Origin of the sequence: Psychrobacter proteolyticus (assembly GCF_038155145.1) — a bacterium.
GTDB classification, from domain to species: domain Bacteria; phylum Pseudomonadota; class Gammaproteobacteria; order Pseudomonadales; family Moraxellaceae; genus Psychrobacter; species Psychrobacter proteolyticus_B.
Genome location: NZ_JBAKAY010000002.1, coordinates 111,110 through 128,523 on the forward strand (window position 1 = coordinate 111,110; position 17,414 = coordinate 128,523).

At 42.5% G+C, this 17,414-nt stretch carries 17 protein-coding genes; 7 read left to right on the top strand and 10 right to left on the bottom strand.

The genetic code is table 11. The features are described 5' to 3' along the window. Positions 1-261 precede the first annotated feature (261 nt). Both V6252_RS02985 and V6252_RS02990 read left to right on the top strand, forming a co-directional pair. Entirely contained in the window at positions 262-1,209 is a 948-nt protein-coding gene (locus tag V6252_RS02985) for a D-Ala-D-Ala carboxypeptidase family metallohydrolase (RefSeq protein WP_341609225.1), read from the top strand. Positions 1,210-1,477: 268 nt separating this feature from the next. Then, a complete protein-coding gene (locus V6252_RS02990; RefSeq protein WP_341609226.1) occupies positions 1,478-2,053 on the top strand; it encodes a hypothetical protein in 576 nt (191 codons plus the stop codon). Positions 2,054-2,202: 149 nt separating this feature from the next. Here V6252_RS02990 and V6252_RS02995 read toward each other — a convergent pair whose 3' ends face one another. From V6252_RS02995 to V6252_RS03005, 3 genes are all read right to left on the bottom strand, one after another. After that, complete coding sequence (locus V6252_RS02995) at positions 2,203-3,780, bottom strand: pitrilysin family protein (protein WP_341609227.1); 1,578 nt, start codon at positions 3,778-3,780, stop codon at positions 2,203-2,205. Between the two features lie 67 nt (positions 3,781-3,847). After that, positions 3,848-5,344, bottom strand: coding sequence for a pitrilysin family protein (locus tag V6252_RS03000; protein ID WP_341609228.1), 1,497 nt, complete (start codon positions 5,342-5,344; stop codon positions 3,848-3,850). A 65-nt stretch (positions 5,345-5,409) separates the two neighbouring features. After that, complete coding sequence (locus V6252_RS03005; protein ID WP_156410696.1) at positions 5,410-5,559, bottom strand: hypothetical protein; 150 nt, start codon at positions 5,557-5,559, stop codon at positions 5,410-5,412. A gap of 762 nt (positions 5,560-6,321) precedes the next feature. Here V6252_RS03005 and ftsY point away from each other — a divergent pair. Both ftsY and V6252_RS03015 read left to right on the top strand, forming a co-directional pair. Beyond that, positions 6,322-7,233, top strand: coding sequence for a signal recognition particle-docking protein FtsY (gene ftsY, locus V6252_RS03010; protein WP_425355848.1), 912 nt, complete (start codon positions 6,322-6,324; stop codon positions 7,231-7,233). A gap of 54 nt (positions 7,234-7,287) precedes the next feature. Beyond that, positions 7,288-7,854 (top strand): methylated-DNA--[protein]-cysteine S-methyltransferase, encoded by a 567-nt coding sequence (locus V6252_RS03015; protein ID WP_341609229.1) that lies wholly within the window; start codon positions 7,288-7,290, stop codon positions 7,852-7,854. Positions 7,855-7,934: 80 nt separating this feature from the next. Here V6252_RS03015 and V6252_RS03020 read toward each other — a convergent pair whose 3' ends face one another. Beyond that, entirely contained in the window at positions 7,935-8,684 is a 750-nt protein-coding gene (locus tag V6252_RS03020; RefSeq protein ID WP_341609230.1) for a YebC/PmpR family DNA-binding transcriptional regulator, read from the bottom strand. A 317-nt stretch (positions 8,685-9,001) separates the two neighbouring features. On the opposite strand from V6252_RS03020, the gene V6252_RS03025 reads away from it, so the two are divergent. Continuing rightward, the gene (locus tag V6252_RS03025; protein WP_057760421.1) at positions 9,002-9,832 is read left to right on the top strand and encodes an ion transporter; all 831 of its coding nucleotides are present in this window, start codon (positions 9,002-9,004) and stop codon (positions 9,830-9,832) included. Between the two features lie 33 nt (positions 9,833-9,865). Here the strand turns inward: V6252_RS03025 and V6252_RS03030 are convergent, their stop codons facing one another. Beyond that, positions 9,866-11,167 carry an AarF/ABC1/UbiB kinase family protein gene (locus tag V6252_RS03030; protein WP_341609231.1) on the bottom strand — a complete coding sequence of 434 codons (1,302 nt, stop codon included), beginning with the start codon at positions 11,165-11,167 and terminating at the stop codon, positions 9,866-9,868. 122 nt (positions 11,168-11,289) lie between these two features. Continuing rightward, the gene (gene aroQ / locus V6252_RS03035; RefSeq protein WP_341609232.1) at positions 11,290-11,826 is read right to left on the bottom strand and encodes a type II 3-dehydroquinate dehydratase; all 537 of its coding nucleotides are present in this window, start codon (positions 11,824-11,826) and stop codon (positions 11,290-11,292) included. Between the two features lie 446 nt (positions 11,827-12,272). Here aroQ and V6252_RS03040 point away from each other — a divergent pair, with 446 nt between their 5' ends. Continuing rightward, positions 12,273-12,488 (top strand): cold-shock protein, encoded by a 216-nt coding sequence (locus V6252_RS03040; protein ID WP_057760416.1) that lies wholly within the window; start codon positions 12,273-12,275, stop codon positions 12,486-12,488. Between the two features lie 290 nt (positions 12,489-12,778). Beyond that, positions 12,779-13,933, top strand: coding sequence for a DEAD/DEAH box helicase (locus V6252_RS03045; protein ID WP_102091784.1), 1,155 nt, complete (start codon positions 12,779-12,781; stop codon positions 13,931-13,933). 106 nt (positions 13,934-14,039) lie between these two features. Here V6252_RS03045 and V6252_RS03050 read toward each other — a convergent pair whose 3' ends face one another. The 4 genes from V6252_RS03050 to murB all read right to left on the bottom strand — a co-directional run bounded on the left by V6252_RS03050 (position 14,040) and on the right by murB (position 17,231). Beyond that, complete coding sequence (locus V6252_RS03050) at positions 14,040-14,939, bottom strand: sulfite exporter TauE/SafE family protein (protein ID WP_341609233.1); 900 nt, start codon at positions 14,937-14,939, stop codon at positions 14,040-14,042. A gap of 97 nt (positions 14,940-15,036) precedes the next feature. Then, the gene (gene ccoS, locus V6252_RS03055) at positions 15,037-15,297 is read right to left on the bottom strand and encodes a cbb3-type cytochrome oxidase assembly protein CcoS (RefSeq protein ID WP_341609234.1); all 261 of its coding nucleotides are present in this window, start codon (positions 15,295-15,297) and stop codon (positions 15,037-15,039) included. Positions 15,298-15,412: 115 nt separating this feature from the next. Then, positions 15,413-16,225, bottom strand: coding sequence for a YdcF family protein (locus V6252_RS03060; protein ID WP_341609235.1), 813 nt, complete (start codon positions 16,223-16,225; stop codon positions 15,413-15,415). Further along, entirely contained in the window at positions 16,191-17,231 is a 1,041-nt protein-coding gene (gene murB, locus V6252_RS03065) for a UDP-N-acetylmuramate dehydrogenase (protein WP_425355849.1), read from the bottom strand. Before murB ends, V6252_RS03060 begins: the two co-directional genes overlap by 35 nt. Positions 17,232-17,414: the final 183 nt, after the last annotated feature.

The window sequence follows — 17,414 nt, forward strand, 5'->3', positions numbered from 1 at the left end:
GTGTAGGAGGGAAGTACTAACTAAATTGTCTCATTATAAATAATGATGAGAAGCGTACTTAAAAGTACCGACTTTAATAAAAGTATGCGAGCACGCAATGGCCATATAATTCACAAATAATAATAAAGTCACTCAATTATAAAAGTTATAAGGATAAGTGTTAATTATCAATATTGGACTTCAAATTAGAAGCGATAGTTTAGCCTGCTTGTTGAAAATTTGATAGTATCGATAAAACGTTTTTAGCGGTAGTTTCTTGCAATGATAAAATCAAAAATCCATGCGTATAGGCAAATTTGCCAACCTATTATCACCCTTATCCTATGTGCTGGCAGTGTCAGTGCTCATGCCGTTATTATCAGTGACGATAGTGAACGCCGTATTCAAATACGTCAAAGTAGCAGTACAAGCAATAACAGTAACGCTTATATAACGCCATCTACTAACAGCTCAAATCAGCGTCCTGGTGTCACCATGTTGAGTGGTGTGAGTGCATCAAATGGCGACAGTATGCAAAACTTGATTGTACAAAAACAGCGTGATTTCGAGATTGATGCTAGGTTGTCCATTGAAGAAAACAAACGTGTGAATGTAGTGAGACGTGGTACTACTTATAGTACAGCAAACAACACATATAATGGTGCTTATAACGATTCTATGAGTATGGACTTTAACGCATGGTTAAATAGCAATAGCTATCGTGCCAGACAAGTAGCAGAGTACGAACGCTATCTCAGCGCAAGAGTCGGGTCGCAGAATGTACCGCCATTGTCTCAACTGCTGACGACTGCCCGTAGTTGGAGTAAATGCGGGTATGAGCCGTATCAATTGCCGCCACAAGAGCTATGGTCTAACATTGTACCAACATTGCGCCTTTATAGTGAATTGAAAAACCAAGGTATTTTACCACTCAGCAGTGAGATACGTTCGGTATATCGCAACCCAGGTTTGAATGACTGTGCAGGCGGGGCAGACGGTAGTAAGCATATGAATGCAAGTGCTTTGGATATCTGGGTGCCTGAGTACGAAGACAATTTATGGCGCTTGAGTACCATGCATGATGGCTTATGTCAGTTTTGGCAGTATCAAGGACAGCCTTATAACTTTGGCTTAGGATTATACGCGACGGGAGCTATTCATTTAGATACGGATGGTTATCGTAAATGGGGATTCAATCACGCTAGTAGTTCTTCTTCTTGCCGCTATTAATTTACTTATCAAGAATCGAAAGTTCAAATAAATATAAAGTTAGCCGAGATAACGCTAGATATATATTCATTTTTATATATACTATTCCGGTGTTTACTAAAAATAATAATTTTGTAATTATTTGGTAGGATTTATAGGCTAGACGCATGAGTTCATTAAAAATTTGTTTAGTCTTTAAAAACTATGCTTTAATAATATGTGTTATCAATCGCCTTTATATTTTCATGGCTTATAAAGAAAACCACCAAATTTACTTTAAGCGAAAACTATGAAAAATCAGCGCTCGACAATGAAAAGCTATCATAAATTAAATAACGAGAAACAAAGTTTTTTGCACTCTAACTATAAGTATGGTGCTTTGTTTACTTCTGCACTTATGTCGGTATTGCTGATTAGTGCGTGTAGTACAGAGATGTCCTCTGAAAACAATATGATAGTGACGGATAAGGCTGATAGACATATACAAAGCTCTAAAGAGATAGAAGATAGTATCAAGAACTCTTACGCTCGTTTAGCCTCTAAGCGCTCTGATGTCTGTCCAAAATTAATTCAAGAAGAAACAGGTAATCAGGTTATCGAACGTATATCAGAGGTCATGGTAAATGACTACTGTGATTATTTTTTATATCCGCGAGAGGGTCAGCGCCTCAATGTTAAAGTAGATAACCGTCAAATAGAAGCATTGTTAATTGTGCCAACGCTACATAACTTTGCCAATGGTAATTATAAAGTGACGTCTTATGACAAGCATGTTATCCGTTTGAGCTATAACGGGGCTACCCATAAGCCTGAGCATTTTGTCTATGATGTTACGCTAAAAATTTCTGATGCCAAGTATTCTTAATACTAAGCATTCCTAATATTCCACTTCTTATTTAAAAATTATAACCGTTCAAATATTAATGGACATATTATGAGTAGTATTCTTTACCACTTATAATACGTCCACAAAATTAATAAGCCTTATCTTTTCTAAACTACTTTCCTAGCAACTTATTTCTTACTGATTTTTTTTGCCGCTTTATTTTCTTTCCACGGATCTTCTTGTCCAACTGTAACTATCAAAAAGTTATCAGGCTTCAGTGTATCTCGCATGGTTTGATTGACCTCTGAAAGTGTGACTTGATCAATGCGATTGGTATAGTCAGCTAAGTAATTATTCGGTAATTGGTAAAAGTTCATCATTCCAAGTAAGCCATTAATACCGGCATTGCTTGCAAATCCCATCGGGAAGCTGTTTTTCAGATTATCTGTAGTTAAGCGCATCTCATTATTAGTGATGCCCTTGTCCAGCGTTTCGTTGATAACCGCTAAGCTTGCATCAATGGCCGCACGCGCCTTGTCATTACGTGTCGAAAAACCAATCTGATAAGGACCTCGAGAGAGCATCGGATTCATCGATCCTGAGATTCCATAAGTATAGCCAAGATTTTGTCTCACCTCTGTCATTAGCCGCGCATTAAAATCACTGCCGGCCATGACTTCGTTTCCAACAGCAAAGTTGGTCTGCTGCTGCTGTGCTATTGGGTCGGTTGCCCTTTTGCTACCCAATTGTCCCATAAGGACAGTGGTTTGAGTGCTAGGAAATGGAATGTGGACGTGCTGCGCTTTAGTAAGCGGTTTCGGCTCAGGTAAATCAGTGGCAGCTTGGCCAGTAGGCAATTTAGCAGTGATGTCTTCTGCCAGTTTTTTGGCTTGTTCTAAGGTCAGGTTGCCGGTCATAGCAACAGACGCGTTTGCTGCTACCAGATATTTGTTTTTAAAGTCTATCAGTTGTTGTTTCTCAATCGTAGGAACGCTTTCTAGCGTGCCGACTGATGGATGCGCGTAAGGGTGAGTACCGTACAAAGCATCATTGAAAGCGATACTTGCTAGGCTATTGGGATCTTGTTTTTGTTGCTGCAGGCCTACCAATAGTCTTGCTTTATTGCGTGCTAGAACTTGCTCATCAAACGTAGGCTCGCTTACCATCTGTGTCATTAAATCAATGGCTGGCAGAAGATGCTTATCATCAGATAGGCTACGCAGTGAAACGATAAACATATCCTTGTAGGCACTACTGCTTAGATTGATGCCCAACGTTTCCACTGCACGCGTAAATGCGTTTTCATCTAGGCTTTTTGACCCCTGTTCGAGCATCGTCGCTGTCATATTAGCAATACCAAAACCATCCTTTTTGATACTACCATCACGCGCGCTACCCGCATTAAAACGTAAATCAACATCGACAATTGGCAAGGTGGTCGTTTGTACAAACATGACAGGTACGCCAGACTTGGTCTTAAACTGTTGAATGGTTGGTACGGTGACTTTTAAAGGTTTGTCATCGTCTAAGCTGGTCAGTTTAGATAAGGCAGCAATTGGCGCACTTGCATCGACTGAAGCAGGTGCGCGGTAATCTTCAGCAGCTGTTGTATCTGCCTGCGCGGTAGTAGCCAAGAGGCTAAAAGCAAAAACTACGCTAGCACTGAGGTAGGCTCGCTTTGTAGACGCAATAGTGCTTCTTATAGAGGATGAAGCAGTCTTAAAAGATTTTTTTCTTGCTTTGGAGTCGTATTTATTCTGAATCATGAGTTTCTTCTTATTAAGAATACGGTGTTATGGCCATTTTTATGAGACGTTTGATCATATATAGCGACTATTTCGCTGGGGTTTTATTGTCTTTAGGTGGCACGACATGCATCACCGTCAAGTTGTCCTTGACCAAATACTGTTTACTAGCAGTCTGAATATCAGCCACACTGATACCGTCGAGCTTAACTGGTAACTTAGCAAGCAGTCTGTCATCTAGACCGATAGATTGTAGCGAGCCAATCATACGTGCTTGTCCTTCCATGCTGTCTTGCGCGTAGATCAAACCAGTAACTGTATTAGTCTTGGCGCGACTGATTTCATCATTGGCAATAGGATCGGTTTTCAGCTTTTCTATTTCCGAAGTTATGGCTTGTTGTGCTTGCTCTAAACTAACGCCTTCACGCGGCGTTGCTTGTATTAAAAACAGCCCATCGCCGCGATCTAGTAAGTCGTAAGAAGTACCAACCGTGGTTAGAAGACCTTGCTCACGTATCAGTCGACTCTCTAAGCGTGCAGATAAGCCACCATCGATCACATCTTGAGCGAGTGACAGGGCATAAGCTTGCTTTTCATTACTTCTGCCTGCCGTTGCAAGGCTTGGCACGTTGTAACCCATCAGTATAACGGGCACTTGTACGGCTTGCTCAGAGTCTACCTTTTGATAACCACGGAAGCCTTTTTGAGTCACAGAGGTACGTTTGGGTAGGTTGCTTTTTTCTAAATCACCAAAGTAACGTTTGACTTGAGTAAGTACTTCTTGTGGTTGCACGTCACCGACGATGACTAACGTTGCATTATTTGGTGCATACCATGTCTTATACCAGTCTTTTAAATCTGAAAGTTTGATCGATTCTAGCTCGTTCATAGGTCCAATGACAGACTCACCTTTCGGGCTGTCAGGCAAAGCTAGCAGACGAAATGACTCATACGCTTTGGCAAGCGGATTGTCGTCAGTACGTTGGCGGCGCTCCTCCATGACTACTTGATGCTCTTTGGCAAATTCTTTGTCATCGAATATAAGGTTTTTCATGCGATCTGCTTCAAGCTCTAGCGCTAACGGCATACGATTGGCAGGGAACAGCTCGTAGTATCCGGTATAGTCATAGCTGGTAAAGGCATTGTTGACGCCGCCAAACTTAGCAATTAGCCGCTCATAATCATCACTAGAAACGTTGGTCGTGCCTTTGAACATCATATGCTCGAGTAAGTGAGATATACCACCTTTATTAAGAGGCTCATCTGCCGAGCCCACTCGGTACCAGATTTGTGTCATAGCGACTGGGGCACGGTGGTCTTCTTTTATAACGACTTTTAGACCATTTTCTAACTGATATTCATGTCGACCTGACATGTCCATTGTCAACTCAGACGGCTGAGTGTCTTTGCTCGTTTTATTTTCATTTGATATATTTTGAGCCGAGCTATCGGTTGCGATTGAGCTTGTCGCAGTTGCAGAATTAGTAGGCACCGTGTTGGTTTGACATGCAGCAAGTGACGCTGCTACTGCTAAGGCACAAGCAATGCGTAATGGCGCAGCTGCTAGAGGTAAAGACAATGGCATGGTATGGTCTACTTATATAAAATAATAATAGAAGAATTAAATGCTAATCATAGTGATAAATGGCATTACAAAGAGGTCTGAGCACCAACCATAACGCTAGCAGTCGGTCTAAACTCTTGCGTCGTGGTGCAACCCGTCACCAATATAGTCGTCGTTAATAAAACAGCCACACTTATGCTGCTGATTTTCTTATAGTGCTTAGAGAATAATGACATAACGGATTCCTAATAAGTATTTATCGAATAAGTCTTGGTAGAGTAGGCGAAGTCTGACAAGTAACAGGTCAGAATTTTGTGTCTAAACCTTAAGCAAAACTTTCTCAAATCATTGAGTGATTTTTTAAACAGATAAATTTTGACAATAGTCTAATAGGGTAAGGGCTGAGCATGACTTGAATTATGCTAAAATAGGTCAAAATTAAGCGTCATGTCGCTCGTAGCCAGATGACAACCTATAAATCCATTAACAATAAACAAATAATTGATCGTGATAACTTTTAGGGCAAACTTATGAACAACCCAAACAATAGCAACCGCGTAGTCATTAACCTTGATGCTGGTCTTGATGACTTAGATGACGATGATATTACCTTACCCAGTCTACCGGTGCAATCTGTGCCCATTATTGATGAAACAGAGAGTGTTGCTCCACAAAAGGACAGTACGGTAAACCAAGACGTCTCTAGTAATGATGCTGCGGACAATATTGCTTTGGCGACGCCAATTGTCATGACAGAAGAGCATAACGTCCCTAAAGGTAATTCTGAAAGCTTTTCAAGCGCTACAGAGACAGCCGCTACAAGTCAAACTAATACTGCGTCAACCATTCCTGCTATGCCGTTGCAAGAGCAATTGGGTGATACGCCAAGTGTAAACCCAGTGGCTGAAAGCGACACACAGGCAGCTACTAGCAAAGAGTCTGCTACAGAGTCACAAGAGACAAAAGAGAATAAGAAAAAGGGCAGCTGGTTTAACCGTATGAAAACGGGCCTCAGTAAGTCACGCAAAAACTTAGCCGAAGGCATGGTCAGTATCTTAATCGGTGGTAAGGAGATTGATGACGAGCTATTAGAAGAAGTCGAAGATCAGCTACTGGTAGCCGATATTGGCGTCAACGCGACGAACCGTATCATCAAGAGCCTCACCGAACAGACAGATCGTGGTGACTTGATCTATGCACACTCTTTATATAAAGCATTGCAAAGTGAATTGGTCGATATCCTCACACCAAAAGTTGAGCCATTGGTGATTGATACTAGCAAAAAGCCGTTTGTTATATTGGTAGTAGGTGTCAATGGCGTAGGTAAAACTACAACGATTGGTAAGCTTGCCAAGCGTCTACAAGGTGAAGGCAAATCAGTCATGCTGGCAGCGGGCGATACGTTCCGTGCGGCAGCTACTGAGCAGTTACAGATTTGGGGCGAGCGCAATCATATTCCAGTGGTAGCGCAAGGTCATGGTTCTGACAGCGCTTCTGTCATTTTTGATGCGATGCAGTCAGCCAAAGCGAGAAATATCGATGTGCTCATCGCAGATACTGCGGGACGTCTGCAAAACAAGACACATTTGATGGCAGAGTTAGAGAAGGTCGTACGTGTCATGCGTAAAGCGGATCCAAGTGCTCCGCATGAAGGTATGATTGTACTGGATGCTGGCACGGGTCAAAATGCTATCAACCAAGTCGAACTGTTTAATAAAGTTGTGCCACTGACAGGTATTACTATTACTAAGTTAGATGGTACTGCTAAAGGTGGCGTGGTGTTTAATATTGCCGAAACGACAGATGTGCCTATCCGCTATATTGGTGTGGGTGAGTCGATTGATGACTTGCGTTCTTTTAGTCCGAAGCAATTTGTCGCCGCTTTGTTCGAGACCGATGATAAAGAATAAAATAGCCAGTTTTAGCTGGTAAATTATTTTTAAGACAATAGGGAAGTAGACGCTATGATAGTTACCACAGCAGCCTTTGGGTTACATCGATTAACACTGATTGCTCGTGACAATGGGCATGGTCAGCCTATGCTCGTTGAAGCAAACTGGCTGCTGGCAGGTAACTCATGGCATAGCTCAAAATCTGTACCCAAACTTAAAAAGTACTATGGCCTGACAGATGAAGACTTTACCTTCATAGATAAAAATAGCCTAAGCATGAATGAACCTGCTCAAGCGTTATTAATAGAAACGATTTTTCAACTTAAAGACTATGCTGATGGTAAACGCAAGACGTTGGATTTACCTTTAGACTTCTCTATGGGTACTGATTTTCAGCAAAGAGTATGGCAGGCACTACAAGGTATTGAGTATGGCGAAACCATCAGCTATGCCACACTCGCGCAGCGTGTCAACAGTCCAAAGGGATTCCGTGCGGTTGCGCAGGCCAATGGCAAAAATCCTTTTAGCATTATCGTGCCTTGTCATCGAGTGATTGCGAGCGACGGTAAGCTCGGTGGCTATACAGGCGGGCTAGATAAAAAAGAGTATTTACTAGCACTAGAAGGAAGTTGGACATAAAACTGAGTCTGGAGCTATCTTAATAAGAAAGGGCCAAATACTTTTAGTATCTGGCCCTTTTTACTGAACAATTAATAAGCTTATGCTTCAAGCTGAGCCATGACGTCAGCAGAGAAGTTCACGTTAGTATAAACTTCTTGCACATCATCAGCATCTTCTAGCATATCAATCATCTTTATGATCTTTTCAGCATCATCGACATTGTCGATCTCAGCCGTGGTAGAGGGTGACATAGTGACCTCGGCGTTATCAGAAATAAGACCAGCCGCATTAAGGGCATCCTGAACTTGACCGAAGCTTTCCCATTCAGTGATAACGAGTAAGCTTTCGCCATCATTTTCGATATCAACGGCGCCCGCATCTAGTGCAACGAGCATGACTTCATCTTCTAAGCTGACATCGTTAAAAGTGATCTCGCCACGTTTAGTAAATAGATACGCCACTGAGCCTGATGTGCCAAGATTACCATCATTCTTGGTAAAAGCATGACGTACTTCGCTGACCGTACGGTTAAGGTTATCCGTCATGGTTTCGACCAATACAGCTACACCACCGACACCGTAGCCTTCGTAACTGACTTCTTCCATGTTTTCATTATCACCGCCGCCTGTACCACGGTCGACAGCTCGATTAATCGTGTCGCGCGTCATATTGACTGATAGGGCTTTTTCGATAACGGCACGTAAGCGTGGGTTTTTGTCAGGATCGGGATCGCCTTGTTTGGCAGCTGAAACGATTTCACGAATAATTTTGGTAAATATCTTACCCCTTACTGCATCCTGACGGGCTTTACGGTGTTTAATATTTGCCCATTTTGAATGGCCTGCCATATAACATCCTTAAGTTCTACGTACTATTTTTATGGGTAAAAAGAGTGATCAACAACAACCTTCGATATCTGATTGCCTGATTTTATACTATCATTACTTTGTCTATTTGAGGTAGTAGCGCTACTGGCACGTTAACGATTTGTATGTTGTTGAGAGTGCTTTTTTGCTACACTGTGGCAACTTATAGATTGTATTCACTGTGATAGGTGAGCGATATTATAAACCAGTTTTAGCTATTTTGACCAACTTGCCCTTATCCATCACATTTTAAGTCATTGCGTGCTATCAAGCCATTGATTTTATAAAGTACTGATTCTATGAAGCAACCAACCGCCGAAGCTCTTACACACTTGCGTAACCGTACGCATATCATTATTGAAGGCACAGACACTCGTTTGGGTAAGCTCTTTGATATTGTATTGCTGATTGCAATTTTAGCCAGTGTGGCCGTCGTCATGCTTGATAGTGTGCTATATATGCGTTTGCAGTATGGCACGTTGTTCTTTTATGCAGAGTGGTTTTTTACCATTTTGTTTACCATTGAGTATGCGTTAAGGCTGTTTTCAGCACCCAACCGCTTACGCTATGCTTTTAGCTTCTTTGGGATAGTGGATTTACTGTCTGTATTGCCAAGTTATTTGAGCTTAATGTTTGTAGGCGTGCAGTATCTACTCGTGATACGGGTATTACGTATTTTACGCGTGTTCCGTGTTCTTAAGCTCAAAGCCTATATGCAACAGGCTGGGTTTTTGGCGTCTGCATTAAAAACCAGTCAGCAGAAAATTACGGTCTTTTTCTTATCGCTTGTATTATTGGTAACCATCTTTGGTTCGATTATTTATGTGGTAGAAGGGCCGGAGAATGGATTTACCAGTATTCCACTGTCTATCTATTGGGCAGTTGTTACGATGACGACGGTTGGCTATGGTGATATGTCACCCAAAACACCGCTCGGGCAAGCAATTGCAACCATGGTCATGATCACGGGTTATTCGATTATTGCGGTACCAACAGGTATTTTTACGTCAGAGTTAGCACGTAATATGCGTCCACAACTTAACCCAGTGACTTGTCCAAACTGTGGTAAATTCGGCCATGCAGTAGGGGCAGACTTTTGCGATCGTTGTGGACACGCGCTGCATATCTAGAGATAGATTCAATCGTGACAGTCAACATACCTACTACGCATCGATATATTCATCAACCAGTGGTGACAGGTCGATCTCGACGCCTAGATTGACCAGATTCCAATATTGTCCTGATACAGTGCGGTCTAGCATCATAGTGGTGGCTGAGGGTTGAAACTGACCGAAGTACTTCAAAGACGTACGCATCTGTGCAATGGCCTCGTGATGGACTTGGCTACTACCGAAATCAAAATTTCCTTCTTGATACGGGCTAATGGATAAAGGTTTTAGACCAATCGATAGCCACTTTTCATAAAACTCACCAGGGATGTTCTTGTCATCTTCGCGGCGAATATCTAGCGCAATCAAATCCTGTTCAAGTGCGGTGACGTCACCTCTTAGCGCATGTTTGACAAAGCGTTTGAATAATTGCACTTCACTATCGCTATAACTGCGGATGCCACCAAAATCATAAGCCACGACACTGCCGTCATGACGGAACGCAAAGTTACCCGGATGAGGATCGCAGTGCATACGGTACAACCCAAACAGCTGACCTGCGGTAAAGTGAAATAGGCGCTCAGCTATTTTTTGTTTGATGTCATTGTCCCACGTCGCGGCGACAGTCAATGTCTCTCCCATTTCTTCGGTCAGCGTTAAAATCCGTCTAGAAGAATGGCTGCTAATCACTTTTGGAACAATAAGGCCTTCATCTTCTGCATGAAAAGCACCGAATACTCGTAAGTTATGAGCTTCTTTGACATAGTCCAATTCATCGTGCAGGCTCTGGCGAATCTCATTAAAAAGCTGCTCTTGTAGCTGCTTACTCATATTGAGCACGCCAGCGATTTTTAATGCCATACGTACTTGTTTGAGATCGCTATCGCAGTTTTCATCGACATCAGGGTACTGGACTTTGACCACTACCTTTTGACCCGATGGCAACGTCGCTTTGTGCACTTGTCCAATGGATGCTGCGGCAAAAGGCGTCTCTTCAAACTCGCTAAACAACTCTAAGATCGGCGCTTTCAGTTCGCGTTCAACTTGGGCTCGTATCTGCGCATACGGCATTGGCGGCGCATCTTTCTGTAGCTTTTCGAGCGCTGACGCAACCTCAGGCGGGAACACATCCTTATATTGTGAAGCAATCTGTCCGACCTTCATCACTGCGCCTTTCATCTCACCCAACGTTTCGGCAATTTGAACACCCACATCTTGCATCAGATCTGAGCGAGCTTGCAGACGTTTTTCTTCGTCACTTGAGAGATGCTTAAATGAGTTTTTGGCGGCTTTGCCAGCAATACTCGCTGTCATGCCAGCGAGTTTCATAAAGCGTTTTCCGGACGATTTTGCCATTCATGTCACCGTATAATGGGTTGTTTGCTCAGTCGTAATTCTATTATTTTAATTGCAAGATTACTGTTTGACTAATGTGTGAAGACGAGAGTAATCATTTATAAAAAGTAAACGCCGTCATATTATTTGTTTGTGTCAACTGCATACATATTGCTTAACCAGTAATTAAGCGCCATCTGATAGCCTAATTGTCCCAAGCCGCAAATGACTCCGACCGCAACATCACTTAGATATGAATGGTGACGGAAAGGCTCACGGGCATGGACATTGGATAAATGTACTTCTATAAATGGCTTTTGGGTAGCTAGTAGCGCATCGCGCAGAGCCACTGAAGTATGCGTAAATGCAGCCGGATTGATAATGATAGCATCGACTTGAGCAGATTTGTCCGCCAATAATCCATGATGTTGAATGTCGTCTACTAGCTTACCTTCATGGTTGGACTGTATACATATTAACTCTACACCGTGGCGAGCGGCGTGCTCAACTAGTTGCTTTTCTATATCAGCAAGTGTGGTATGACCATAAATGTGCGGTTCTCGCTTACCTAGTAAATTTAGATTTACTCCATTTACCAGTAGTAATTTATGAGTCAATATTTGAATTGAATTTTCGTTAGTCGATTGTTCGGCTGTTTTTGATGGAGTAGAAGAGGTCATAATGGTCTCGGTAACTATTGAGCGATGTTAATAATTTATTATAATATAAGAATAATCTAAGGTGCGGGTCACCGTACTAAACCAGCTTCAACGCATTTTGCTCTTTATCATAACAGCTTGCCAGCTAGGTTATAAAAATTTGTCTAAAAAAATTATTTAGATATCAAAAAGCATATTAAAAGTCTTTATGTTGCTAAAAACCCGTGCTATGATATTTTTTATGCAATAAATATTGCAAGTTTGTTGCTATCATCAAATTTCATGACGATAAGGGCGTTTAGCGAATTCGTTATGGAAGCACTATGTAGGTAATTGAAGTACTACATAGACGATGGTAAGTAGAGTAGTAATACTCTTAATTTTTGATTTCATAATCTTAGACCCTGTTTATATGCAATGTCGCAAAGGAAGCTAGGGCTAAGCGGACTTTTTTAGGAAGTAATATTATGTCAGCTCGTGAGCAAGGTATCGTTAAGTGGTTTAATGACTCAAAAGGCTTTGGTTTCATTCAACGTGACAGCGGAGAAGATATTTTTGTCCATTTCCGCGCGATTCAGGGTGATGGCTATCGTTCTCTAAAGGATGGCGAAAAAGTTGAGTTCAGCGTAGTAGAAGGTGACAAAGGTCTGCAAGCTGAAGAAGTCAGAAAGATAGAAGAGTAATTTACTCAGACATTAAAGCGGTTTAGTTATAATGTCTGTACAAACTACTGATATACTACTGAGTCAAGCCCATCTTATCTTACCTATGTTGAGTGAACTGCAGCATATTTGGTAGGGTTGGATTCGGGCTTGGCTTTTTTTATGCCTATATGTCTGATGGTTTTCCGCAGACTTAATAAAGCTACTCTTACTGATTACGGTTCAAGCGCTACATTTGACACTATAAATGTTCATTGTGAGCCTATTTATAATTAATAAAATACAAGTAATTCATTTAAAAGGATATTTTTTTGAGCAATTTTACAACGTTTACTGATTTGCCACTTTCAACAGCGACCCTGCGCGCAGTAAGTGATCTAGGCTTTACTGAATTGACGCCCATTCAAGCAAAGATACTACCGCATACATTGGCACATCAAGATGCTATCGGACAGGCGCAAACGGGCACAGGGAAAACAGCGACTTTTCTACTGACTATTATGGAAGCCTTGCTTAAGCGTCCATTTACCAATGACGAAGAGCGCTATCTTGGTGAGCCGCGTGCTGTGGTCATGGCGCCAACTCGCGAATTGGCTCAGCAAATATTTGATGACTGTATTGCATTAACCAAATATACCTCGCTACATAGCGTCTGTATTATGGGCGGTACTAACTATGAAACTCAGCAGCACGAGCTTGAACGTCAATACGTTGATATCTTGGTAGCGACGCCTGGCCGTCTAATTGATCTTGCTAATAAAGGCATGGTGTATCTAGATAGAGTGGAGGTACTGGTACTTGATGAAGCCGATCGCATGTTAGATATGGGGTTCATTCCTGATATCAAGCGCCTAGTTGGTCGAATGCCTGCCAATACCGATCGCCAAAGCTTGTTGTTTTCTGCAACCTTTAACCAAGATGTTATGAATTTGGCCTATCGTTGGTTACATGAGCCTCAGTTTGTTGAAATTGAGCCTGAACATAAGACCAGCGAGTTAGTAGATCAGCATTTTTATTTGCTGACAGAAGATCAAAAGCTAGACGCCTTGCAGCGTATTATCAGTGATGAAGCAGTAGAGAAGGTCATCGTCTTTGCCAATCGTAAAGACCAAGTAAAGCGTCTGTATCACAAACTACGTCAAGCGCATAATATTGTGATGCTATCGGGCGATGTCATTCAGCAAAAACGTGAGAAGTACTTACAGCGTTTCAAAGATGGTCATGCATCTATTTTGGTAGCGACAGATGTAGCAGGGCGCGGTATCCATGTCGATGATATTAGCCACGTGGTTAACTTTACTTTGCCTGATCAGCCAGATGATTATGTACACCGTATTGGTCGTACGGGCCGTGCGGGTCAGACAGGTATTAGTATTAGCTTTGTGAGTGAGGATGATGCTTTTAATATACCGGCATTAGAGAAGCATTTAGAAACCAAGTTCACGCTTGAGCAATGGCAGGAATAGTTGCTATAAACTGAGCATTATTCAAAAAATAAAAGCCCTCAATATCAAAAATGGTATTGAGGGCTTTCTATATGCGAAGTGTTAATAATATCTGTTACCGATAACTTTATTGAGCGTGTTCCATCATCTCAGTATGCTCATGGTGATTCATGTCCATTGATTCATCACTCATGTCATGCATGCTATGGTCCATATGGTTGTCCATATTTTGCATGTTATGATCCATGTCTTCTGCCATATCCATATCATGATTCATTTGGCTCATATCATGAGAGCCCATATCAGACATCATAGCAGTGTGACTACCATGGTTCATCTCACCATGGCTGCCATGCATATTTGCCATGACCATGGGCACGACCGCTACTGCCAAACCTGATATTACCATAACCGCACCGTTTAACTGTCTTAAGCGAAAACGTCCAATCTTATCACGTAGCCAACCGACCGTTTCATGCGTCGCAACCAACATTGGTATGGTTCCTAGACCAAAGACAAACATCAACGCAGCACCGCTTAATGGATTATGAGCAACGACCGCAATCAATAGAGCGCCATATACCAAACCACAAGGCAAAAAGCCCCAAAGCAAACCTGCTGTTAATGCGCGCGGAAAAGTATTGAGTGGAAATACCTTTTGACGCAATGGGCTAAGATACTGCCAAAAGCGCATACCAAAACGCTCAAGCTTAGTCAAAAACGGCGCACCAAGCATCGTCACACCGACGAATACCAGTACCAATCCTAATAAAATACGCGGTGTACTATTACCCATCATCAATGGCTTTAATACAGTAATACCGATAAGCCCTGCGATTAAACCCAATAATGCGTAACTCGTTAAACGCCCAAGATGATAAGTGGCCACCAAAGCACGACGTTTGGCGGGGCTGACATCTTTCATAGATAGGCCAAACGCGGTCACAAGACCGCCACACATGCCTAAACAATGCGGTGAACCAAAGAATCCCATTAGTAATGCCGCCACAAGTAAAGCGATGGTCATGAATGCGTCTCCTAAGAATGGTAAAGGGCGAACTTGCTAGTGCTGAACTGGTTAATAAAACAGCACCAATAAATTACGCATGTATAAGGTAGATAAATTAGATTTTTGAGTTTTTATCTATCTCAGAATGATCGTTATTTCCAACAGTTGCCGCTGTTTCATCTTGTTGCTGAGTAGGTGCTGAGCGTTCATGAGCCTGTATGGTTTGGCGGCGTTCTTGACGGTCATCCAATATAATACGCTGTGATGCATTGTCCAGATCTTCGAATTGATTTGACTTGACCGCATAACGCACTGCCCAAATAGCAACCACAAACAGCATGAGACTTAATGGAATTAATAAAAATATACTGAGCATGGCAAATCTCTTAAATAGCAGTGTCTCTTATTATTATACACCCATCACAAATGTAGTGGATGATCGGTAGCACTTAGAATGAGTTTCTCAATGGTATCGTATACATCTTTAACGTTTATTCGTCAGATTTTTTTGCAACACTGCCTCTTGGGGTCAATAGCTGCTGTGAAGTCACATCTTTGGCATGGCGGCAGTCCATCTGTGGACGTATCACATCTCGCAGGTAGGCTGCGACTTCATAGACAGCACGCCGTGAGTGACTTAAGTTGTGAGCAGGCTTCATCCAGTCGCGTCTTACTGGCAGTGGCGCAGGGAGTGGTGTGCTATTGATACCATTTAAGGCAAACTGTCTGCGTGCACGTGCCATATGATAGCTATCAGTAATCAGGTATACATGGCGTAGCGGAATACGTTTGGCCGTAAAACGGGCGTTTTCACATGTATTCATGCTGGCATTTTCACTTATCAGTCCGTCGATACCGTGTTCCATCAACCATTGACCGAGCCATGGAGCTTCGGCGCCACTCAGTACGATCGGTAGGGGTAAGTCATGATAAGCACCTGCAGCGGTACGGGCGCGATTGAGACTATAGCGATTCAAGATAATCTGGTTGTTATGGTCATTAGTCAGACCACCGCCTAAGACTACATAAGCGGTAGGCGGGGAGCTCATGGCAGCAGCAGGCATATCAGGTAGCGGCAATAGAGAAAAGATATAAACGATTGCTTGCGAAAACAGCGGGGTAAATAAGCTAATAATCACTAAAATGACAGAGGTAGAGCCTAGTATAAAAGTAATATTGATAATGCGGAATAGCGTCACCATACGTTCAGAAAACCGTAAGTAATATCGCCATAATCGTTTAGATAATAGCCGCTTAGACCATGATTTTTTAGGCCACATGCTCAGCATATCCAATTGAGCCATCGGCATTTACCCAGACTGGCTCACGTGACAATTGAATGGCAAATTTTTCATAGACAGTAGCTGCGATATATTTCTGCGCTATGGCTACATCCTCTTGCGTAGCTTGCTGAGGCGTGTGGTTGGTCAGTACTAGTGCTTGCTGCTTATGAGTAAAAATAGGTGCAATGCCGCCACCTTTTAATCCTGCTTGCTCAATAAGCCAGCCTGCAGCCACCTTTACCATTGCATCAGGCATCGGATAACCAACGATAGCTGGATAAGTTGCTTGCAGCGCCGTGAACTGCTCCTGAGCAATAATAGGGTTTTGAAAAAAACTGCCACAATTAGGTAGCTGCTTTGGGTCTGGTAGTTTTTGTTGTCTAATATCTATAATGGCTTGCATAACGTCAGCAGGCGTCGCTTGCTCGCGCCCTTGTTGCTCCGCATAGCGCTGCGCCACAGTCTGTACATCGCCATAACTGGCTAGAATATTGGCAGGATCAGTATGTAATCTGAAACCTACACGGCTAATAAGCCATGTGTTTGGTGTGCGTTTAAAGATACTGTCACGATAGCCAAATTGGCAATCAGCAGCTGACAAATGGTGCCAAGTTTGTGTCGGCAAATGATAGGCGCGTACATACCGTAAGCGGTCTTCTAGTTGTACGCCATATGCACCGATATTTTGTATGGGTGCTGCGCCCGTCAGACCTGGTATTAAGGCAAGGTTTTCCAATCCATACCAACCTTGATTGACCGTATGTACGACCAAATCATGCCAGTTCTCGCCAGCCATTACTTCGATATCAACATAATCGTCGGTTTGATTGGTCAGATGAATACCACGCATCTTTGGCTGTAATACTATGGCTTTCAAAGCGGCAGGCAATAAAACATTGCTACCGCCAGACAGTACAAACAGTGGTAGCTTGTCTGCTGTATCCTCTATATAAGCTGCCATAAAATCATCAAGCTGCGCCTCATTCTCTAACGTCACGACAGAATCAGCAACACAGGCCAGTGCCATAGTATTGTCATGCGACAAGTCGATTGAATCATTGACTACGGCAGTCGCTGAAACATTCAAAACATCAGAGCTGATGGTAGACTGAGTACTGTGGTCAAGGCGTGAAGCTTGGGTCATAACATAGCCTATGTGGCAAAAGGATAATAAATGATAAGGTAGCTATAGTTGATTCAATTTAAAAGA